This is a genomic window from Streptomyces sp. NPDC032091 (genome assembly GCF_055580265.1).
Window position 1 is genome coordinate 13,241 of sequence record NZ_JBVILR010000033.1, and the last position, 23,526, is coordinate 36,766.

General features: G+C 74.7%; 6 protein-coding genes. All 6 read left to right on the top strand.

Features of this window, described 5'->3' with window-relative positions:
• Positions 1-67 precede the first annotated feature (67 nt).
• The 6 genes from ACZ5NJ_RS34810 to ACZ5NJ_RS34835 are packed head-to-tail and all read left to right on the top strand — an operon-like array spanning position 68 to position 23,522.
• Entirely contained in the window at positions 68-1,636 is a 1,569-nt protein-coding gene (locus ACZ5NJ_RS34810; RefSeq protein ID WP_468770377.1) for an amino acid adenylation domain-containing protein, read from the top strand.
• On the top strand, positions 1,633-1,851 hold the full coding sequence (locus tag ACZ5NJ_RS34815) for an acyl carrier protein (RefSeq protein WP_468770379.1): 219 nt from the start codon (positions 1,633-1,635) through the stop codon (positions 1,849-1,851). The genes ACZ5NJ_RS34810 and ACZ5NJ_RS34815 overlap by 4 nt, the downstream gene beginning before the upstream one ends.
• Positions 1,848-3,056 (top strand): NAD(P)/FAD-dependent oxidoreductase, encoded by a 1,209-nt coding sequence (locus ACZ5NJ_RS34820; RefSeq protein ID WP_468770381.1) that lies wholly within the window; start codon positions 1,848-1,850, stop codon positions 3,054-3,056. The genes ACZ5NJ_RS34815 and ACZ5NJ_RS34820 overlap by 4 nt, the downstream gene beginning before the upstream one ends.
• A gap of 44 nt (positions 3,057-3,100) precedes the next feature.
• Positions 3,101-10,897, top strand: coding sequence for an amino acid adenylation domain-containing protein (locus ACZ5NJ_RS34825; protein WP_468770383.1), 7,797 nt, complete (start codon positions 3,101-3,103; stop codon positions 10,895-10,897).
• On the top strand, positions 10,894-19,701 hold the full coding sequence (locus ACZ5NJ_RS34830) for a non-ribosomal peptide synthetase (RefSeq protein WP_468770384.1): 8,808 nt from the start codon (positions 10,894-10,896) through the stop codon (positions 19,699-19,701). Before ACZ5NJ_RS34825 ends, ACZ5NJ_RS34830 begins: the two co-directional genes overlap by 4 nt.
• Positions 19,702-19,712: 11 nt before the next feature.
• Positions 19,713-23,522 (top strand): non-ribosomal peptide synthetase, encoded by a 3,810-nt coding sequence (locus ACZ5NJ_RS34835; protein ID WP_468770385.1) that lies wholly within the window; start codon positions 19,713-19,715, stop codon positions 23,520-23,522.
• Positions 23,523-23,526 lie beyond the last annotated feature (4 nt).

Below are 23,526 nucleotides of genomic sequence, written 5' to 3' on the forward strand. Positions count from 1 at the left end.
CGCTCCCCGTCCCCCGTGGTGCGCCGGCGGCCCGTCGGCCGGACACCCCTCACACCGGAGCCAGTTGATGATCCTTCAGGGAAAGCGGGTCGCCCTGCCCCCGGCGCCCGTCGTCCACGGACAGTTCGAGGCGCACGCGCGGGCCACCCCCGACGCCGTCGCCGTCTTCCGGTCCGGCCACCGGGTGACGTACGCGGAACTGGACGCGCGGGCGAACCGGTTCGCGCACCTCCTCCTCGCCCGCGGCGCCGGCCGGGGCGCCGCGGTCGGCGTGTGCCTCGACTACTCGGCCGACATGCTCGTCGCCATCCTCGGCACGCTGAAGGCGGGCGCCGCCTACGTCCCCTTCGACCCGGCCTACCCGCCGGCCCGGCTCCGGCTGCTGCTGGACCGGGTCCCCGGTCTCGCCCTGATCGTCGCCTCCCCGGCGACGGCCCCCCTGATCGGGCCCGCGCCCGTCGACGTCGTCGGCTTCGAGGAATTGGCCGGGCCGCTGGCGGCCCTCCCGGCGACCTCCCCCGGCGTCGAGGTCACCGGGGACGACGTGTGCTACGCCGTCTTCACGTCCGGGTCGACCGGCACGCCGAAGCTGACCGCCGTGCGCCACGAGGGCTGGTTCAACCTGATGAACTGGCTGAAGCTGGAGTACGGCCTGCACGCCGGGTCGCACAACCTCGTCGTCAGCGCCTTCGGGTTCGACCTCTCCCAGCGCGCCCTGATGACACCGCTGTTCTGCGGCGCGACCCAGTACCTGATGGAGAGCCGCAACTTCGACCCCATGCTGGCCCACCGCATGCTGCGCGAGCACGACATCCGCACGGTGCACTGCGCCTCCAGCACGCTGTACCTGCTGGTGGACTGGGAGACCGCGCGCGGCGGCGACGCCCTGGCCGGGCTCGACTACGTCCTGTTCGGCGGAGAACCCCTGAAGACCGAACGGCTCGCGCACTGGGCGCGCCGCGAGGGCAACACCTGCACCCTGCTGCACCAGTACGGCGTCGCCGAGTGCACGGACGTCGCGACCTCCTACGACCTCGCCCGCCACCGGCCCGGGGAGCAGGAGGTCGCACCGGTCGGCCGGCCGGCGTACAACACCGACATCCACCTCCTCGACGGGGAGCTGCGGCCCGTCGCCGCGGGGGAGCAGGGCGAGATCTGCATCTCCGGGACCGGCGTCGGCGCCGGCTACCTGGGCGCCGCCGGCCCCGAGAACGCGAAGTTCACGACGGTCGAGGTCGACGGGGCACCCCGCAGGCTGTACCGCACGGGCGACCGCGGCTACGTGAACGAGGACGGCGACCTCGTCGTCCTCGGCCGGATCGACGCGCAGGTCAAGGTGCGCGGCATGCGCATCGACCCCGCCGACGTCGAGCGGGCGCTCGGCAGGCTGGCCGGAGTCCGGGAGGCCGCCGTCGCGGTCACGTACACCGGCTCCGGCGAGGCGGAGCTGTCCGCGTTCGTCGTCCCGGCGGGCGCCGACCTCGCCGAGGACGAGCTGCGCGCCCGCCTCCTGGAGGACCTGCCGCGGAACATGGTGCCGGCCAGGTTCCGGAACATCCCGCGGATCCCGCTCAGCCCGCACGGAAAAGTGGACCGCGCGGCACTCGCCGACGCGATAGCGAGAGGAATCCGATGATTGCCGACGGTGTGCGCGCCATCTGGTGCCGGGAGCTCCAGCGCGACGACATAGCCCCCGACGACGACTTCTTCGCCCTCGGCGGCCAGTCCCTGATCATGACCAGGATCCAGGGCGCCTACATCGAGGAACTGGGCGTCGAGGTCCCGATGGACCAGATGTTCCGCCACCCGACGGTCGCCTCGATCTCCGCCTACATCGAATCCAGCCGGTGAGGGGGGACGCCGTGGAGGACTACGACGTCATCGTCATCGGTGCCCGCTGCGCGGGCTCCCCGACGGCCATGCTCTTCGCGCGGCGCGGCTACCGCGTCCTGCTGCTGGAGAAGGCCCGCTTCCCGCAGGACACGCTGTCCTCGCACTACATCCACATGCAGGGCGTGGCCCTGCTGAACCGCTGGGGCCTGCTGGAGCGGATCCGCGAGACCGGCGCCACGCCCATCACCCACGAGCGCTACGAGGGCCCCGGCGTGCGCATCGACGGCTTCTCCCTGCCGATGGACGGTCTGACGGCCACGTACGCGCCCAGGCGGTACGTGCTCGACCCGATCCTCGCCGAGGGCGCCGTGGCGGCCGGCGTGGAGTTCCGCGAGGGCTGCGCCGTCGGTGACCTGCTCCGCGAGGACGACCGCGTCGTCGGCGTGCGCTACACCACGCCCGGCGGGACCGAGACGACCGCCCGGGCCCGCCTGGTCGTCGGCGCGGACGGCATGCGCTCGCTCGTGGCCCGCAAGGCCGGCGCCCCGTACGTCATCGAGCACCCGCGGGCCACCTGCGTCTACTACAGCTACTGGTCCGGGGTCCCGGCCGGCTTCGAGCTGTACGAGCGGCCGGGGCGCTGGGTCGCCGCCGTCCCCACCAACGACGACCTCAAGCTGGTCATGACGTACTTCCCGCAGGCCGACTACGGCCAGGTCCGCAGGGACGTCGAGCCCGCCTACCTCGAAGCCGTCCGCACCACGGCCCCCGACCTGTACGAGCGGATGCGCGCGGGCAGCCGCGTGGAGCAGATGTACGGCACGGGGCACCAGGAGAACTTCTTCCGCAAGGCCTACGGGCCCGGCTGGGTGCTGGTCGGCGACGCCGTCAACCACAAGGACTCCATCACCGCCCGCGGGATCACCGAGGCCTTCGTCCAGGCCCAGTCGCTCACCGACCTCGTCGGGGACGGGCTCCACGAGGACGCCGCGCTCCGGCGCGCGCTGCGCCGCTACGAGAACGAACTGGGCAACGAGGCGCACAGCCAGTACCAGGGCGCCCTCAACGTGGCCGAGCTCAAGCCCGAGGGGCGCACCGAGATGCTGCGCAAGCTGGTCGGCCACCAGGACCACATCGACCGCTACTTCTCCACGCTGTCCGGCGCGATTTCCATCGACGACTTCTACAACGAAGAACTCTTGACCTTGCTCGACCAGAGCTGAGCGACGACCCACCCGCTCCCTGGTTCGCCGAATTTGGAGACACAATGATCCCGTTGTCGTTCGCGCAGCGCCGGCTGTGGTTCGTGGACCGGTTCGAAGGCCCTTCGCCGACCTACAACGGCGCGTTCGCCCTGCGGCTGACCGGTGAGCTGGACGCGGGCGCGCTGGAGGCGGCGCTCCGCGACGTCGTCGACCGGCACGAGGTCCTCCGCACGGTGATCGTCGAGGGCGACGACGGCGTCCCGTACCAGCGGGTCCTGGCGTCCGGGGAGCAGCCGGTCGGCCTGCCGGCCGTCGAGGTCACACCGCAGGAGCGGGCGGCGGCCGTCGACCGGGCGGCCAAGGAGACCTTCGACCTGGCCGCCGACGTGCCGATCCGCGCCACCCTCCTGCGGACCGGCCCGCGCGAGCACACCCTCGTGCTCGTGGTCCACCACATCGCCCTGGACGGGGAGTCCCTCGGACCATTGCTGCGCGACCTCGCCGACGCGTACGCCGCCCGCAGGCAGGGGGCGGCCCCGGTGTGGGAGCCGCTCCCCGTGCAGTACGCGGACTACACGCTGTGGCAGCGGGACGTGCTCGGCGACGAGTCCGACCCCGGCAGCCTGGCCGCCGGGCAGCTGGCGTACTGGCGCGAGGCCCTGGCCGGGATGGCTCAGCCGCTGGCGCTGCCCACGGACCGCCCGCGCCCCCAGCGGACCCGCCCCGACGGCGGCCTGGTCCGCTTCCCGGTCGAGCCCGGGCTGCTCGCCGCCGTGGAGAAGCTGGCCGCCGAACAGGACATCACCGTCTCCATGGTCATGCACTCGGCGCTCGCGGTGCTCCTGCACCACCTCGGCTGCGGGGACGACATCCCCATCGGCGCGCCGATCGCGGGCCGCACCGACGAGGAACTGCGCGACCTCGTCGGCTTCTTCGTCAACACCTGGGTGCTGCGCGTCGACCTCTCCGGCAACCCGACCTTCCGCGAGCTGCTGCGGCGGGTCCGCGACCGGTCCCTGGCCGCCTACGACCACCAGGACATCCCCTTCGAGCGGCTGGTGGAGCTCCTCAACCCGGACCGGTCCACCGCCTACCACCCCTTCTTCCAGGTGATGCTCGCCTGGCAGGAGCCCCTGGGACGGCTGGAGTTCGCCGGCCTCGACGCCGAGTCCGAGACGCTGGACACCGGAACGGCCAAGTTCGACCTGTTCTTCAACATGATCCCGGACACCTCGGGCGGGGCGGACGTCCGCCTGGAGTACGCCACCGACCTGTTCGACCGGGACACCGTCGAGTCCCTCGCGGCCCGGTTCGTCCGCGTGCTCGGCGCCCTCACCTCCGACTCGGACCGCACCGTCGGCGGCGTCGACGTGCTCGACGACGCCGAGCGCGACCTGCTGCTCCACCGGTTCGACGACACCGCCGCCGAGGTGCCCGCCGGGCTGACGGTCCCGGAGCTGTTCGAGGCGCAGGCGGCCCGGACCCCGGACGCCCCGGCCCTGGTCCGCGAGGGCCGGACGCTGACCTACCGCGAGCTCGACGACCGGGCCGAGGCCCTCGCGCGGGAGCTGAACCGGCGCGGGGCCGGGCCCGAGGACCTCGTGGTGCTGGCGCTGCCGCGCACGGAGGAACTCGTCATCGGCCTGCTCGGCATCCTCAAGTCCGGGGCCGGCTACGTGCCGCTGGACCCGCGGTACCTCGCCGGCCGGGCGCACACCGTGCTCACCGAGGCCCGCCCGCGGTTCGTGCTGACCGACACCGCGACCGCCCGGGAGCTGCCGGAGCACGGGGCCGCCGTCGTCGACGTCGACGACCGCGCCGCGTGGCCGGCTCCCGAGGGGCCGCGGGAGGAGGCCGTGCGGCCCGCGCCGGACAACCTGGCGTACGTGATGTACACCTCCGGCTCCACGGGCAAGCCCAAGGGCGCCGCGATCACCCACCGCGGCGTGGTCAACGGCGTACGGGAACTCGTACGCGTCCTCGACGTGGAGCCCGGCTGGAAGATGCTCTCCGGCACCTCCATCAACTTCGACGTCTCCGTCTTCGAACTGCTGACCACCCTTTCCACCGGCGGCACCGCCGAACTCGTGGAGAACGCCTTGGCGCTCGCCGAGCGGGACACCTGGGACGGCCACGTCCTCAGCGGCGTCCCCTCGGTGCTCGCGGAACTCGTGGGCCACCTGCACAAGGCGCCCGGCGTGCGCAGCGTCGTCTTCGCCGGCGACGTGCTCCCGGCCCGGCTGGTGCGCCAGGTGCGCGAGGCCCTGCCCGGCGCGCAGATCGTCAACTCCTACGGGCAGAGCGAGAGCTTCTACGCCACCGCCTTCCCCCTCGCGGCGACCGAGGAGTGGGGGCGGGGCGAGGTCGCGCCCATCGGCACGCCGCTGGGCAACATGCGCGCCTACGTGCTGGGCCCGGGCCTCGCCCCGGTTCCGCAGGGGGTCATCGGCGAGCTGTACGTGGTCGGCACCTGCCTGGGCCGCGGCTACCACGACCGCCCGGGCCCGACCGCCGAGCGGTTCGTCGCCAACCCGTTCGGCCCCCCGGGCGAACGGATGTACCGCACGGGCGACCTCGCCCGCTGGAACGCCCGGGGACAGCTGGAATGCGTCGGCCGGGGCGACGGCCAGGTGAAGGTGCGCGGCTTCCGCATCGAGACGGCCGAGGTCGAGGCGGCGCTCACCGCCCACCCCGGCATCAGCGAGGCGGTGGTCATCGGCCGCGAGGCGCCCACGGGAGGCAAGCGGCTCGTCGCCTACGTGGTCCACACCGGTGACGGGGCCGTCGGCGACGACGGGGCCGGCGGCATCGGCGACGTGGATGTCCAGGCCGGCGCCTCGGCCGCCGAACTGCGCAGGTTCACCGCCGCCCGGCTGCCCGACTACATGGTGCCCTCCGCCTTCGTCGCCGTCGGCCGGCTGCCGCTCGGCCCGACCGGCAAGCTGGACCGCTCGGCGCTGCCCGAGCCGGACTACGCGGGCGAGGCCTACCGCGAGCCCCGCACCGAGGCCGAGAAGATCATCACCGCGGCCTGCGCGGACGTGCTCGGCGTCGACCGGGTCGGCGTCGACGACGACTTCTTCGCCATCGGCGGCGACAGCCTGCGCTCGATCCAGGTCGTGGCCCGCGCCCGGGCCCGGGGCCTGGACCTCACCACGCGGGAGATCTTCGAGTGCCGCACGGCGGCCCGGCTGGCCGAGGCGGCCGCCGACCGCGGCGACCGGGCGCCCGTGCTCGCGGAACTCGCGGGCGGCGGCGTCGGCCCGATGCCGCTCCCGCCGGTGGCGCGGCACGTGTTCGACCACGGCGGCGGGCTGAACCGTTTCGCCATGTCGATGGTGCTCGAACTGCCCCGGGACATCGACGAGGCCGGGCTGGCCGCCACCCTCGACTCCGTCCTCGACCGGCACGACCTGCTGCGCGCCCGGCTCGTGCGCGGCTCCGGCGAACCCTCCCTCGACGTGCGCCCGCGCGGCGCCGTACGGGCGGCGGACCTGATCCGCCGCGTCCCCGTCCCCGGCGGCTGGGCGGACCCCGGAGCGCTGCGGACGGCCGAGGAGGAGCTGGAGGCCTCGGCCGGCCGGCTCGACCCCGAGGCCGGGACCATGGCGGACTTCGTCTGGTTCACCGCGGACTCCGGCGAGGGCCGGCTCCTCGTGGTCCTGCACCACCTCGTCGTGGACGGCGTCTCCTGGCGCATCCTCATGTCCGACCTCGCCGAGGCCTGGCAGGACGTCCGCTCCGGCCGCACCCCCGGGCTCCCCGACACCGGAACCTCCGCCCGCCGCTGGGCGGCCGCCCTGGAGGACGAGGCGATCTCCCCGGAGCGGGAGGCGGAGCTCGACCACTGGCGCGACGTCCTGGAGTCGGCCAACCCGCCCCTCGGGGAGCGGGCGTTCGACCCCGCCGTGGACACCATGGCCACCCTCGACACCGTACGGGTGCAGCTGCCCGCCGAGGTCACCGAGGCGGTGCTGACCAGGCTGCCCGCCGCCTTCAAGGGCACCGGCACCGACGTGCTGCTCGCCGCCCTCGCCCTCGCCGTGAACCGCTGGCGCGGGGCGGACCGCTCGGCGCTGGTCCGGCTGGAGGGACACGGCCGCGAGGAGGACGCCGTACCCGGCGCCGACCTCTCCCGGACCGTCGGCTGGTTCACCGCCATGTACCCCGCCAAGGTCGACGTACGGGGCGTGGACCTCGACGAGGTCCTGGCCGGCGGCCCCGCCGCCGGACGGGCGGTCAAGCTGGTCAAGGAGCAGCTGCGCGCCGTCCCCGGCAAGGGCCTCGGCTACGGCCTGCTGCGCTGGCTCAACCCGGAGACCGCCGTCCAGCTGGAGGAGTACGCCGATCCGCAGATCGGCTTCAACTACCTCGGCCGGATCTCCGGCGCCGACGTGCCCGAGCACCTGCGCGGCCACGGCTGGAGCCCGTCCGACTGGTCCTCCGAGCTGATCCCGATGCCCGACCCGGACCTGCCCGCGCTCTCCGCGCTGGAGGTCAACTCGGTCGTCACCGACACCGCCGAAGGGGCCCGGCTCCAGACCGCCTTCATGTTCCCCACCGGCGTCCTCTCCCGCGAGCGGGCCGCCGAGCTGGCCGCCCTGTGGGTCGAGGTGCTGCACGGCATGGCCGCGTACGCCGCCCGCCCGCGGATCGGCGGGCTCACCCCCTCCGACGCCCCGCTGGTCACCGTCGGACAGGGCGAGATCGAGGAGTGGGAGAAGCGCTACGGCCGGCTGGTCCAGGTGTGGCCGCAGGCCCCCGGCCAGTCCGGCATCCAATTCCAGGCGGCGCTCGCCGACGGCGCCTTCGACGTCTACCACATGCAGTTCGTGCTGCACCTGACCGGCCACGTGGACCCCGCGCGCATGCGGGCGGCCGGACAGGCCCTCCTGGACCGCTACCCCAACCTGCGCTCCGCGTTCCTCGCCGCCGACGGCGGGGACCCCGTCCAGGTCGTCGCCGAACACGTCGACGTGCCCTGGCGCCACCTCGACCTGACCGGCCGCACCGCGGCCGAGCAGGACGCGGCGCTCGACGCGGCCCTCGCCGCCGACCGGGCCGACCAGCTCGACCCCGCGCGGCCGCCGCTCTTCCGCCTGGCCCTGCTCACCTGCGGGCCCGACCGGTCCAAGCTCGTCGTCACGGCGCACCACACCCTCTTCGACGGCTGGTCCTCGCCCCTGGTCATCAAGGACCTGGTCCGGCTCTACGCCGGCGACGGGGAACTCCCCCCGGTCCGCGGCTACGGCGACTACCTGGCCTGGCTCTCCCGCCAGGACCGGGACGCCTCCGCGGCCCGGTGGAAGGAGGAGCTCGACGGCTTCGACCAGCCGACCCTCATCGCCGCCGAGCGCACCGCCGAGGGGGAGGCCACGGCCCTCGGCCGCGTCGAGGTCCCGCTCTCCATCGACAAGGGCCGCGAACTCGCCCGCCGCGCCGCCGAACTCGGCGTCACGCTCAACACCCTCCTCCAGGGCGCCTGGGCGGTCCTGCTCGCCAAGCTGACCGGCCGGGACGACGTGGTCTTCGGCGCCGCCGTCAACGGCCGCCCGGCCGACCTGGCCGGCTCGGACGAGATGGTGGGCCTGTTCATCAACACCCTGCCCACCCGCGTCCGCTGCCGGCCGGGCGACACCCTGGGCGAGGTCGTCACCGACCTCCAGGACCGCCAGGTCTCCCTGCTCGACCACCACTACTACGGCCTGGCCGACATCCAGCGCGGCGTCGCACTGCCCTCGCTGTTCGACACCATCGTCGTCTTCGAGAACTACCCCATCGACCGCGAGGGCATCGTCGAGGCCAACGAGTCGGCCGGGTTCACCATCGACGCCATCCGCCCCTTCGCCGGCTCGCACTACCCGCTCACCCTCAACTCCTCCGACCCCTACCTGCGCCTCTCCCTCGACTACCAGACCACCCTCTTCGACCGGGACGCGGCCGAGGGCATCGCCGCCCGGCTCGTCCGGGTCCTGGACCGGATCCTGGAGGACCCGAAGACCCCCGTCGGCTCCGTCGACGTGCTGTCGGCGGACGAGCGGCGGCTGCTGGTCGAGGGGGTCAACGACACGGCCCACCCCGTGACGGACGACACCCTGCCGGGCGCGTTCGAGGCCCAGGTGCGGCGCACGCCCGACCGGACGGCGCTCATCGGCGAGGGGGAGACCCTGACCTACGCCGAGTTCAACCGCCGCGCCAACCGGCTCGCGCACTGGCTCGTCGAGCGGGGCGCGGGACCCGAACGGCTGGTCGCCGTCAAGGTGCCCCGCTCCGTCGACCTGATGGTCGCGATCCACGCCGTGGTGAAGGCGGGCGCCGCCTACGTGCCCGTCGACACCGAACTCCCCGAGGACCGCGTACGGCTCGTGCTGGACGGCGCGAAGCCGCTGCTCGTCCTCGACGCGGACCTCCCGGACGTCTCCGGCTACCCGGACACCGACCCCGTGCGCGCGCTCTCCCCGGACCACGCCGCGTACGTCATCTTCACCTCCGGCTCCACCGGCCGCCCCAAGGGCGTCCAGGTCGCCCACCGGGCCATCATGAACCGGCTGGAGTGGGGCCTCGCCCACTTCGACGTCACCCCCGAGGACCGCGTCCTGCTCAGCACCACCGCGAGCTTCGACGTCTCGGTGCCCGAGATCTTCGCCCCCCTCCAGAGGGGCGCCGCCGTCGTCATCGCCCGCCCCGACGGGCGCCGCGACCCCGCCTACCTCGCCGGCCTGATCCGGCGCGAGCGCGTCACCGGCGCGGACTTCGTCCCCTCCCTGCTGGAGGCCTTCGCGGCCGAACCCTCCGCCAAGGACTGCGACAGCCTGCGCTGGATCGAGGTGGCGGGCGAGGCCTTCCCGCCCGCCCTCGCCAACAAGGTCTCCGCCCTCCTCCCCGCCCTCGGCGTCCACAACCTCTACGGACCCACCGAGGCCTCCGTCGAGGTCACCGCCCACCGGCACGTACCGGGCGCGGACCGGGTCCCCATCGGCGCACCGGTGTGGAACACGCAGGTGTACGTCCTCGACGCCGCGCTGCGCCCGGTCGCCCCGGGCGTCGCCGGCGAGCTGTACCTGGCCGGCGCCGGCCTCGCCCGCGGCTACCTCGGGCAGACCGGCCTCACCTCGGAGCGTTTCGTCGCCTGCCCGTTCGGCGGGCCCGGCAGCCGGATGTACCGCACCGGCGACGTCGTCCGCTGGAACGCCGACGGCGAGGTCGAGTACATCGGCCGCTCCGACTTCCAGGTCAAGCTCCGCGGCTTCCGCATCGAGCTCGGGGAGATCGAGCAGGTCGTCGCCGCGCACCCGGACGTCGAAAGCGCCGTGGCCCTCGTCCGCGAGGACCGCCCCGGCGACCAGCGCCTCGTCGCGTACGTGGTCCCGGCGGCCGGCCGGACCCCCGAGCGGCTGGACCCGGAGGCCCTGGCGGACCTGGCCCGCGCGCACCTGCCCGCGTACATGGTCCCCTCGGCGGTCGTCCCGCTCGCCGCCCTCCCCTCCACCCCCAGCGGCAAGCTCGACCGCAAGGCGCTGCCCGCACCCGACCTGCCCGCCAGCGCCGAGCCCGTCCGGGGACCGCGCAACGCCACCGAGGAGACGCTCTGCGGGCTGTTCGCCGACCTCCTCGGCGTCGAGGAGATCGGCATCGACGTCGACTTCTTCGACCACGGCGGCCACTCGCTGCTGGCCACCCGGCTCACCGGCCGCATCCGCAACGCCCTCGACGTCGACGTGAAGGTCACGACCGTGTTCCGCAACCCGACCGTCGCCCAGCTGGCGGAGCAGATCGCGGAACTGGCCGGGTCGACGTCGAACCGCCCCCAGCTGCGGCCCCGCCTGGGCCGGACGACCGTATCGGAGCAGGCCCGATGATCCCCCTGTCCTTCGCGCAACGCCGGATGTGGTTCCTCCACCGCCTGGAGGGCCCCTCCGCGACCTACAACATCCCGTTCGTGCTGCGCCTGGACGGGCCCCTGGACACGGACGCCCTGGCCGCGGCCGTGCGCGACGTCGTCGCCCGGCACGAGAGCCTGCGCACCCTCGTCACGGAGGACGCGGACGGGACGCCGGAGCAGCTGATCCTCCCGCCCCAGGAGGCGGACATCCGGCTGCGGGTGGCCGACGTGACCGCCGGCGCGGTCGACGCCGCGCTGCGGGAGGCCGTCGCCCAGCCGTTCGACCTGGACACCGAACCGCCCCTGCGGGCGACCGCCTTCCGCGTCGCCCCGCAGGAGCACGTCCTGGCGTTCGTCTTCCACCACATCGCCGCCGACGGCGCCTCGATGGGGCCGTTCCTGCGCGACCTCATGGAGGCCTACGCCGCCCGCCACGCCGGACACGGGCCGGACTGGGAGCCGCTCCCCGTCCAGTACAAGGACTACACGCTCTGGCAGCAGCAGCTGCTGGGCGACGAGGAGGACCCCGAGAGCATCGCCGCGGGCCAGCTGGACTACTGGCGCCGGGAACTGGCCGACGTGCCGCAGCCGGTGAACCTGCCGCTGGACCGCCCCCGCCCGGCGGTGGCGAGCCACCGGGGCGGCCACGTCTCCTTCGAGCTGGAACCGGAACTCGTCACCCGCCTCGGGAAGCTGGCCGCCGAACACGGCGCCACCGCCCCCATGGTCGCCCAGGCCGCGCTCGCCGTCCTGCTGCACAAGCTGGGCGGCGGCGAGGACGTCACCATCGGCAGCCCCATCGAGGGCCGCACCGAGGAAGCGCTGTCCGACCTCGTCGGGTTCTTCGTCAACACCTGGGTGCTGCGCGCCGACCTGTCGGGGAACCCCGCCTTCGGCGAGCTGCTGGACCAGGCCCGCGACAAGGCCCTCGCCGCGTACGACCACCAGGACGTCCCCTTCGAGCGGCTGGTGGAACTGATCGGCCTGGACCGCTCCACCTCCTACCAGCCGCTGTTCCAGGTGATGCTGGCCTGGCAGTTCGTCTGGCCGGAGATCCGGATGCCCGGACTGCGGGTCACCCCCGTCGCCCTGGGCACCGACACCGCCAAGTTCGACCTGTTCTTCAACATCGTCCCGGACGCCTCCGGGCGCGCGCACGGCCGCCTGGAGTACGCGGCCGAACTGTTCGACCACCCCACCGCCGTCGCCGTCGTCGACCGGTTCGTCCGGATCCTGGAACAGGCCGTCGCCGACCCCGCCGTGCGCGTCGCCGAGCTCGACGTCCTCGACGCCGACGAGCGCCGGTGGCTGCTCGACGGGGCCAACGACACGGCCGCACCCACCCTGGAGCCCGGCCTGGTGGAGGCCGTGGCCCGGCAGGCCCGCGAGAACCCCGACGCCCCCGCCGTCATCGCCGAGGACGAGACGCTGACCTACGCCGAGCTCGACGCGCGGGCCGGCCGGCTGGCGCACTGGCTCACCGGACGCGGGGTGGGCCCCGAATCCCTGGTCGCCGTCCGCCTGCCCCGCTCGGCGGACCTCGTCGTCGCCCTGCTCGCGGTCCTCAGGACGGGCGCGGCCTACGTCCCCGTCGACCCGGACCATCCGCGGGCGCGCATCGAGTACATCCTCGCCGACTCCCGCCCGGCACTCGTCCTCGACGCCGAGACCATGGCCGCCGCCCGGGACGGCGCCGGCCGGCCCGGCCCGGCGCCCGCCCCGCGCGTCCACCCGGACCACACCGCGTACGTCATCTACACCTCGGGCTCCACCGGCAACCCCAAGGGCGTCGCCGTCCCGCGCGGCGCGCTGGACAACTTCCTCGCCACCCTGGGCCGCACGGTCCCGCTGACCCCCGCCGACCGGTGGCTGGCCGTGACCACGGTCTCCTTCGACATCGCGGCCCTGGAGCTGTACCTCCCGCTGGTCCACGGCGCCGCCGTGGTGCTCGCCGGCAAGGACACCCTCTCCGACCCCTCACAGGTCGCGGCCGTGCTGCGGCGCCACCGGGTCACCGTGGTCCAGGCGACCCCGGCGTTCTGGCAGGTGCTCCTCCAGCACGAGCCGGACGCCGCCACGGGCCTTCGGGTCCTCACCGGCGGCGAGGCCCTCCCGGCCCGGCTGGCCGGGACGCTCGCCGCCCGGGCCGCCGAGGTGTTCAACGTGTACGGCCCCACCGAGACCACCGTCTGGTCCACCCTGGCGCCCGTCCGGGCCGGGACCGGCGTCGCGATCGGCACACCGATCGGCAACACGCGGGTGTACGTCCTCGACGCACGGCTGAACCCCGTCCCACGCGGGGTCCAGGGCGAGCTGTACATCGCCGGCGACGGCCTGGCGCGCGGCTACCAGGGCCGCCCGGAACTGACCTCCGAGCGGTTCACGGCCTGCCCGTTCGGCCCCGCCGGCGCGCGCATGTACCGCACCGGCGACCTGGTGCGCTGGTCCGCCGACGGCCGCCTGGAATACCTCGGGCGCACCGACTTCCAGGTGAAGGTGCGCGGCTTCCGCATCGAACTCGGCGAGATCGAGAAGGCCCTGGCCGCACACCCCGGCGTGGCCCAGGCCGTGGTCGTGGTGCGCGAGGACCGGGAGGACGACAAGCGCCTCGTGGGCTACGTCGTCCCCGACCCGGACGCCGCGGCCGAGGGCACCGACGCCGACGACCAGGTCGACGAATGGCGCCAGGTCTACGACGAGACGTACGCCGGCTCCGGCGACGAGGCGCTCGGCGAGGACTTCGAACTGTGGACCTCCTCCTACGACGGCGAGCCCATCCCGCGCGAGCAGATGCGGGAGTGGCAGGACGCGGCCGTGGCGCAGGTGCTGCGGTACGCGCCCCGCCGGGTGCTGGAGATCGGCGTCGGCTCCGGACTGCTGCTGGCGAAGATCGTCGGCGAGGTCGAGGAGTACTGGGGCACCGACATCTCCGCCACCGTCGTCGACCGCGTCCGCCGGCAGGCCGAACAGGCCGGCCACGGCGGGCGGGTCCGGCTGAGCGCCCAGGCCGCGGACGACGTCTCCGGGCTGCCCCGCGGCACGTTCGACACCGTCGTCCTCAACTCGGTGGTGCAGTACTTCCCCGGCGCCGGCTACCTCGACCGGGTGCTGGCCGGGGTCATGGACCTGCTCGCGCCCGGCGGCCGGGTGATCGTCGGCGACGTCCGCAACGCCGCGACCCTGCGGACGCTGCTCACCGCGACACAGCGCGCGGCCCACCCGTACGCGGCCCCCGGAGAACTGCGCAGCCTGGTCGAGAAGGCCCTGTTCGCCGAACGGGAACTGGTCGTCGCCCCCGAGTGGTTCACCGAGTGGGCGCACGGCCGCCCCGTCGCCGTCGACATCCGGCTGAAGGCGGCGGACGCGCACAACGAGCTGACCCGGCACCGCTACGAGGTGGTCCTGCACAAGGACCCGGCCGACGCGCTCGACCTGGCCGGCGTACCGGCCGTGCCCTGGCGGGGCCGGGAGGCCGACCTCGCCGCACTGGCCCTGCGGGCGGGCCGGACGGGCCCGCTGCGCGTGACGGGGATCCCCAACGCGCGGCTGGCCGAGGAGTCGGCCGCCGCCGTCACGGCGGGCGTCCTCGACCCCGCCCCCGCCCCGGCCGGCGCCCCCGCCGACCCGGAGGAACTGCGCCGCGCGGCCCGCACGCACGGCGGGGACGCGGTCGTCACCTGGTCCGGCGAGGACCCGCGCCGCTTCGACCTGCTCCTGCTGCCCGCCCCGCTGCCCGGGCCACGGATCGTCACCGGCGCCTTCACCGCCGCCGCCGGCGCCGCCGGGCGGATCCGCACCAACGACCCCTCCCTCGCCAAGGCCGTCGGCCCGCTGCTGGCCCGGCTCCCCGAATACCTGCGCGGACGCCTCCCGGACTACATGGTGCCCACCGCGCTCGTCCCGCTCTCGCGGATCCCGCTGACCCCGAACGGCAAGCTCGACCGGCGGGCCCTCCCGGTACCGGACCACGCCCAGGCCTCGACCGGCCGGGCGCCGCGCAACCCGCGCGAGGAGGCCCTCTGCGACCTCTTCGCCGAAGTGCTCGGCCTGGAACGGGTCGGCATCGACGACGACTACTTCGCCCTCGGCGGGGACAGCATCCGCTCCATCCGGGTCGTCGCCCGCGCCAAGGCCCGGGGCCTGGCGATCACCGTCCGGGAGATCTTCGAACACCGCACGGTCGCCCGGCTCGTGGAGCTGGCGGACGAGCGCGACGAGGAGCCCCCCGCCCTGCCCGAGCTGCCCGGCGGCGCCGTCGGCCGGGCCCCGCTGCCCCCGGCGGCCGCACGCCTCCTCGCGCCCGGCGGCGGCACCGGCCGGCCCTGCACCGCCGGGGTGCTGACCCTGCCCGAGGGCATCGGCCGGGCGGAACTGGCCGCGGCGGTACGGGCCCTGCTGGACCGGCACGACGTCCTGCGCGCCCGGCTCGACCGGGACGGGCCGGCCCTCATCGTCGAGCCGCCCGGCGGCGTGGACGCCGACGCCCTGCTGCGGGAGGCCCGCGGCGAGGACGTCCGGGCCGAGCTCGACGCCGCGGCGGACCGCCTGGACCCGGACGCGGGCGTCATGGCCCAGTTCGTCCGGCTCGCCTCCGGTACCGGCGCCGGCCGGCTGCTGATCGTCGCGCACCGCCTGGTCGTGGACCGGGCGTCGTGGCCCGTCCTGCTCGCCGACCTGGTCCGCGCCGGGGAGCAGGCGCGCGGGGGCCGTACCCCGCAGCTGCCCCGGACGGGCACCTCGTACCGCCGGTGGGCCCACGCCCTGGCCGACGCCGACGCCGGCGCCGCGCCCGCCCGCCCGCAGCCGGTCCCGTACGAGGAGGAGCCCCTGCCCGGGGCGCGGGAGGTCCGCGGCCCCGCCCCCGCCGCGGACACGGTGCGGGTCCGGGTCCCGGCCGGGGTGACGGCGGCCCTGCTGGACCGGCTGCCCGCGCTGTTCCGCGCCGGCGCCGAGGACGGCCTGGTCACCGCGCTCGCGCTGGCACTGGCCCGCCGCGCCGAGACCCGCGGCCTGCCGGGGGCCCCGGTGTCGGTCCGGCTGGAGGGGCGGGACCGGGACGCGCACCGGGTGCCCGGCGCCGACCTGTCCCGCACCGTCGGAGGGTGCACCCCCGACCTCCCCGCCCGGCTGGACCTGGCCGGCATCGACCTCGCCGACGCGTTCGCCGGCGGACCGGCCGCCGGCCGGGCCCTGAAGGCCGTCAAGGAGCAGGTGCGGGCCGCGGCCGGGCACGACGGCCCCGCCGCACCGCGGATCGCCTTCACCTACCGCGGCCGGACCTCCGACGCCGTCCTGCCCGAGGACCTCCGCGGCCTGGGCTGGGCACCCGACCCCGCGTACGCGGACCTGACCGCCGCCCCGGACCCGGACGCGCCGGTCCGGCCGGCCCTGGAGATCGACGCGGCGGCCGTCCCCGGCCCCGGGGGCGAGGAACTCACCGCCTCCTTCGCCTTCCCCGCCCGGCTCCTCTCCCGCGAGGAGGTGGCCGAACTGGCCGGGCTGTGGGTCGGGGCGCTGACCGCCCTGGCCGCGCACGCCGACGCCCCCGGAGCCGGCGGTCTGACCCCGTCCGACGCACCGCTGGTGGGGGTCACCCAGCAGGAGATCGACACCTGGGAGGCCCGCCACGGCCGGCTGGCCGAGATCTGGCCGGCCACCCCGACGCAGGCCGGGATGCTCTTCCACACGCAGCTCGCCGGCACCTCCTTCGACCCCTACCACAACCAGCTCGTCTTCCACCTGTCCGGCGACGTCGACCCGGAACGCATGTGCCGAGCCGGCCAGGCCCTGCTGGACCGCCACCCCGTCCTGCGCGCCGCGTACGCCGACCGGGCCGACGGCGACGTCGTCCAGGTCGTGCCGGCCGCGGGGGTGACCCTGCCCTGGCGGCACCTCGACCTGACCGCGGCCGCCGAGGACGCGCGGACCGCCGCCTTCGAGGACTTCCTCGCCGAGGACCGGGCCGCCCACTTCGACGTGGAGTCGCCCCCGCTCCTGCGGCTCTCCCTCGTCACAGGGGAACCCGGCCGCGCCGACCTCGTGATGACCTCCCACCACGTCCTGTTCGACGGCTGGTCCACCCCCCTGCTCATGCGCGACCTGCTGCTGCTCTACGGCTCCCGCGGCGACCCGGCCGCCCTGCCCGCGGCCCCCGGCTTCGGCGACTTCCTGGCCTGGCGCGCCCGGCAGGACGAGGCGGAGTCCGCCCGCGCGTGGACGGCCGAACTCGACGGGGCCGACGAGCCGACCCTGCTCGCCCCCGGCTCCCGGGGCATCGGCGACGAGGGCGTCGCCCAGCTCGACGTGGACCTCCCGGCCGGGGAGGCGCGGGCCCTGGCGGCCCGCGCCGCCGAGCTGGGCGTCACCGTCAACACCCTGGTCCAGGGCGCCTGGGCGCTGCTGCTCGGCCGGCTCACCGGCCGCCGGGACGTGGTGTTCGGCGCCACCGTCTCCGGACGCCCGCCCGCCGTGGCGGACGTCGACGCCATGGTCGGGATGTTCATCAACACCCTCCCGGTACGCGTCGCGTACGCGCCCGGCGACACCCTCGCCGAAGTCCTCACCCGGCTCCAGGACCGGCAGGCCCGCCTGCTGGAACACCACCACCGCGGGCTCACCGAGATCCAGCGGGCCGTCGGCCGGCAGTCCCTCTTCGACACCCTGTTCGTCTTCGAGTCCTACCCCGTGGACCGGGAGGGCCTGTCCGCCGCGAGCGCCGCCGCCGGCGGGATCGCCTTCACGGGCCTGCGCCCGGCCACGGCCACCAACTACCCGCTGGCCCTGATGGCGGCGGCCGACCCGCACCTCCAGCTCGTCTTCCAGTACGCGCCCGGCGTCTTCGGCCGGGACGCCGTGGAGGAGATCGCCGGCCGCCTCGTCCGCGTCCTGCGGCAGCTGGCCGCCGACCCGGAGCTGACGGTCGCCCGGCTCGACGTCCTGGACCCGGCCGAACGCGACCGGCTGCTCACCGCCTTCAACGCCACGGCCGTGCCCACCCCGGACACCACCGTGCACGGCCTCGTCGCCGCGCAGGCCGCCCGGACCCCCGACGCGGTGGCCCTGGTCGCACCGGACGCGTCCCTCACCTACGCCGAGCTGGACGCCCGGGCCGAGGGCCTGGCGCGCGAACTGGCCCGGCGCGGCGTGGGACGGGAGTCCCCGGTCGCCCTCGCCCTGCCGCGCTCGGCGGACCTGGTCGTCGCCCTGCTCGCGATCCTCAAGGCGGGCGGCGCCTACCTGCCGGCCGACCCCCGCTACCCCAGCCGGCGCCTGGCGGCCATCCTGGCCGAGGCCCGCCCCCACCTGGTGCTCACCGACTCCGCGACGCTCCCCGTCCTGCCGGAGCACGACGCCCCCGACCTCCTCCTGGACACCCTCGCCGCCGACGGCCCCTCCCCGGACGACGCCGCACCCCTCCCGGCGGTCCGCCCGGACGGCCTGGCGTACGTGATGTACACCTCCGGCTCCTCGGGCCGGCCCAAGGGCGTCGCCATCACCCACGCGAACATCGTCAACGGGGTCCTGGAGCTAGCCCCCCGCGTGGGGATGGGGCCTGGCAAGCGGCTCCTCGCGGGCACCTCCGTCAACTTCGACGTCTCGGTGTTCGAGCTCTTCACGACCCTGGCCCGCGGCGGGGTCGTCGAACTGGTCCGGGACGTCCTGGTCCTGGGCGAGCGCGCGGAGGGCTGGAGCGGCGCCGTCGTCTCCACCGTGCCCTCCGCCTTCGCCGAACTCGTCGACGCCCTCGCCGGCCGCACCCGGGTGGAGACGCTCGTCTTCGCCGGCGAGGCCCTGCCCTCCTCGCTCGTCGACCGGGTGCGCGAGGCCTTCCCCGGCGTCCGGGTCGTCAACGCCTACGGGCAGAGCGAGTCCTTCTACGCCACCGCCCACACCGTCCCCGAAGGCAGCGCGGGCCGGCCCGGGAGCGCACCCGTCGGCACCCCGCTCGGCAACATGCGGGCCTACCTCCTCGGCCCCGACCTGGCGCCGGTGCCCCAGGGCGCCGTCGGCGAGCTGTACGTCGGCGGGAACGTGGGCCGCGGCTACCAGGGCCGCGCCGGCCTGACGGCCGACCGCTTCGTGGCCGACCCGTTCGGACCGGCCGGCGCGCGCATGTACCGCACCGGCGACCTGGCCCGCTGGAACGCCGAGGGGCAGCTGGAGTACGCGGGCCGCGGCGACGCGCAGGTCAAGGTGCGCGGCTTCCGCGTCGAACCCGGCGAGGTCGAGGCCGCGCTCACCGCGCACCCCGGCATCGCCCAGGCGGCCGTCACCGCCCGGCAGGCGGAGCCGGGTTCCGGCAGCCGGCTCGTCGCGTACGCGGTGCCGGCGGACGGCGCGGACGCGGGGGCCGCCGTGGACGCCGAGGAGCTGCGCCGGTTCACCGCCGAGCGGCTGCCCGAGTACATGGTGCCCTCGGCCTTCGTCCTCCTGGACCGGCTGCCGCTCATGCCCAACGGCAAGCTCGACCGGGCCGCGCTGCCCGAACCGGAGTTCACCGGCGCCCCCTACCGTGCGCCCCGCAGCGCCCGCGAGGAGGCCCTGGCCGCGCTGTTCGCCGAGGTGCTCGGCCTGGAACGGGTCGGCATCGACGACGGCTTCTTCGAGCTCGGCGGGCACTCCCTGCTCGCCACCCGGCTGATCAGCCGGGCCCGCGCCGAGCTGGGGCTGGAGATACCCATCCGCAAGATCTTCGACCTGCCGACCGTGGCCGCGCTCGCACCGTGGCTGGCGGAATCGGCTGTTCCGCGCCGCCCCGGTCTGCGCCGGATGTTCGTATGAGGAGTGAAGCAATGATCCCGCTGTCCTTCGTACAACGCCGCACCTGGTTCCTGCACCAGCTGGAGGGTGCGGAGACCTGGAACATCTCCTCGGCGTTCCGGCTGACCGGGCGACTGGACCACACCGCCCTCCTCGCCGCGCTCGGCGACCTCGTCGACCGGCACGAGATCCTGCGCACCACCTACCGGACGGACGAGGACGGGGAGCCGTTCCAGGTGATCCTCCCGCCGGAGCGGGCGCGGGAACAGGTACGGCTGCCGGTGGCCGAGGTGGCGCCCGAGGAGGTGTCCGCCGCCGTCGACGAGACCGTCGCGCACTGGTTCGACCTGGAGACCGAGATCCCCCTGCGGGCCCGCCTGCTGCGCTCCGGCCCCGAGGAGCACGTCCTCGTCCTGGTCGTCCACCACATCGCCTCCGACGGCAGCTCGGGCGCCCCGCTGGCCCGGGACCTGGCCGCCGCCTACAACGCGCGCCGGGCCGGCCGCGCCCCCGGCTGGGAGCCGCTGCCCGTCCAGTACAAGGACTTCACGATGTGGCAGCGCGAGGTCCTCGGCGATCTGGCGGACCCGGACAGCCTCGGCGCACGGCAGATCGCGTACTGGCGCCGCGAACTGGAGGGCGTGCCGCAGCCGCTCGACCTCCCGCTGGACCGCCCCCGCTCCGCGGAGGGCGGCACGGACGGCGACGCCGTCCCCATCCCCGTGGCCGCCGAGGTCATGGCCGGACTGCAGAAGCTCGCCGACGGGCGCGGGCTGACCCTGTCGATGGTCATGCAGGCCGCGCTCGGCGTCCTGCTCGGCAAGCTCGGCGGCGGCGAGGACATCCCCGTCGGCACCCCCATCGCCGGCCGCACCGACGAGGCCCTGAACGACCTCATCGGCTGCTTCGTCAACAACCTGGTCATCCGCATGGACCTCTCCGGCGACCCGACCCTCGCCGGCCTGCTCGCCCAGGTCCGCGACAAGGCGCTGACCGCCTACGAGCACCAGGACGTGCCCTTCGAGGTGCTGGTCGAACAGCTCAACCCCGACCGCTCCGCCGCCTACCGGCCGTTCTTCCAGGTGATGTGCGGCTGGCAGAACACCGAGAAGTGGTCCCTGGAGCTCGACGGCCTCGCGGTCGAGTACCGCCAGGCCCTCCTCGCGACCACCCAGGTCGACGTGTTCTTCAGCATGACCACCGACGAGACGGGCGCCCTGCGCGGGGACATCTCCTACGCCACCCACCTCTTCGACCGGGACACCGTCGAGGACATGGCCGCCCGCTACGCCCGCGTCCTGGAACAGTTCGCCGCCGACCCGCACACCCGCGTCGCCGACGTCGACGTCCTCCTCGACGGCGAGCGGGAGCTGCTGCTCACCGAGGTCAACGACACCGCCGAACCCACCCTCGACGGCGGCCTGGCCGAGGAGCTGCGCCGCCACGCCGAAGCCGCCCCGGACCACCCCGCCGTCATCGCCGAGGAGGAGACGCTCACCTACCGCGAGCTGGAGGCCCGCTCCAACCGCCTCGCGCACTGGCTCGTCTCGCGCGGCGTGCGCGCCGAGTCGCTGGTCGCCGTGTGCCTGCCCCGGACCGCCGACCTGCCGGTGGCCCTGCTCGCCGTCCTCAAGGCCGGCGGCGCCTACGTGCCGGTCGACCCCGACCACCCGCGCTCCCGCACCGACTTCGTCCTCGCACAGGCCGGGCCGGCGCTCGTCCTCGACGCCGAGACCCTGGCCGCCGTCGACCTGGCCGCCCACCCCGACACGCCGCCCGCCGTCGAGGTCCGCCCGGACAACGCCCAGTACGTCATCTACACCTCGGGCTCCACCGGCACCCCCAAGGGCGTGACCGTCCCGCGCGGCGCGCTCGCCAACTTCCTGGCCGCCACCCGGCGCCGCTTCCCGCTGACCCCCGCCGACCGGATGCTCTTCAGCACCACCGTGTCCTTCGACATGGCCAACACCGAGCTGTACCTCCCGTTCGTCTGCGGCGCCACCATGGTCCTGGCCAGGAAGGAGACCGTCACCGACCCGGCCGCCATGACGGCCCTGCTGCGCCGCCACTCCGTCACCGTCGTCCAGGCCACCCCCGGCTTCTGGCAGATGCTGCTCGCGCACGAGCCCGACGCCGCCCGCGGCCTGCGGATCATCACCGGCGCGGAGGCCGTCCCCGTCCGCCTCGCCGAGACGCTCGCCGAGCAGGCCGTCGAGGCCGGCAACTGGTACGGCCCGTCCGAGACCACCACCTGGTCCACCACCGCCCCCCTCAAGGCGGGCGCCGCGGTGACCATCGGCACACCGGTCGGCAACACGCGGGTGTACGTGCTCGACTCCCGGCTGCGCCCCGTCCCACGCGGGGTGCAGGGCGAGCTGTACATCGCCGGAGACGGACTCGCGCGCGGCTACCAGGACCGTCCGGACCTGACCGCCGAACGCTTCCTGCCCTGCCCCTTCGGCCCCGCCGGCGCGCGCATGTACCGCACCGGCGACCTGGTGCGGTGGGACAAGGCGGGCCGGCTGGAGTACCTCGCCCGCACCGACCACCAGGTCAAGGTCCGCGGCTTCCGCATCGAACTCGGCGAGATCGAGCACGTACTGGCCGGCCACCCCGCCGTCGCGCGGGCCGCGGTCGTGGTCCGCGAGAACCGGCAGGGCGACCGGAGCATCGCCGGCTACGTGGTGCCCGCGGCGGACGCCGCCGCGGCGGACGAGCTGCTCCCCGAGCTGACCGCCTACCTGCGCGGACGCCTCCCGGACTACATGGTGCCCGCCCTGCTGGTCCCCCTCGCCGAGATCCCGCTGACCGCCAACGGCAAGCTCGACCGGCAGGCCCTGCCCGACGGGCAGGCCCCCGCCGCGGCCGGCGGGGCGCCGCGCAACTCCCACGAGGAGAAGCTGGCCGCCGTCTTCCGCGAGCTGCTCGACCGGGAGCACGTCGGCGTCGACGACGACTTCTTCGCCCTCGGCGGCCACTCCCTGCTCGCCACCCGGCTCAGCGTCCGCATCCGCAAGGACTTCGACGTCGAACTCCCGCTGCGGACGATCATCAAGTTCCCGACGGTGGCCCAGCTCGCCGCCCTGCTGCTCGCCGGCGCCGTCCCCGACGAGGTCGCCGACCCGTTCGGCGTCGTCCTGCCCCTGAACGGCGACCCGGGCACGGGGAAGAAGCCGCTGTGGTTCTTCCACGGCGGAGGCGGCCTGGGCTGGGCCTACTTCAGCTTCGTGACGCACGTGCAGGGCCGGCAGGCCTACGCCCTCCAGTCGCGCGGCGCCGACGGCCGGGCCCCGCTGGTGGAGTCGATCGACGAGATGGTCGACCACTTCATCGAGGAGATGCTGGCCGTCCAGCCGGAAGGGCCCTTCAACCTCGTCGGCTGGTCCTACGGCGGCACCCTTGTCCAGGCCGTCGCGGCCGGCCTCGACCGGCGCGGCCACGAGATCGCCCTCACCGCGATCCTGGACTCCCAGCCGGGCGGCCAGGGCTGGTCGGACATCCACCGCGACAAGACGGTCGAGGACTACCGCGACGAGCTGGAGGACTTCTTCGGCCAGTACATCGGCACCGGGAACCAGCAGGACTTCCTGGACAACATGGCGAAGGTCCTGGCCAACAACACGAACCTGATGATGGATTGGGAATCCCCGGTCTACCGCGGCGACGTGGTCTTCTTCCACGCCACGCTCAAGGACGAGAGGTACGCCCACCTCTGGCGCCCCTACGTCCTCGGCGCCGTCGAGGAGCACGACGTGGCCGCCACCCACCACGAGATGAACCTGCCCGGACCCGTGTCCGAGGTCTTCGAGGTTCTCAACCGGAAGCTGGCGGACCTGGCATGACCAA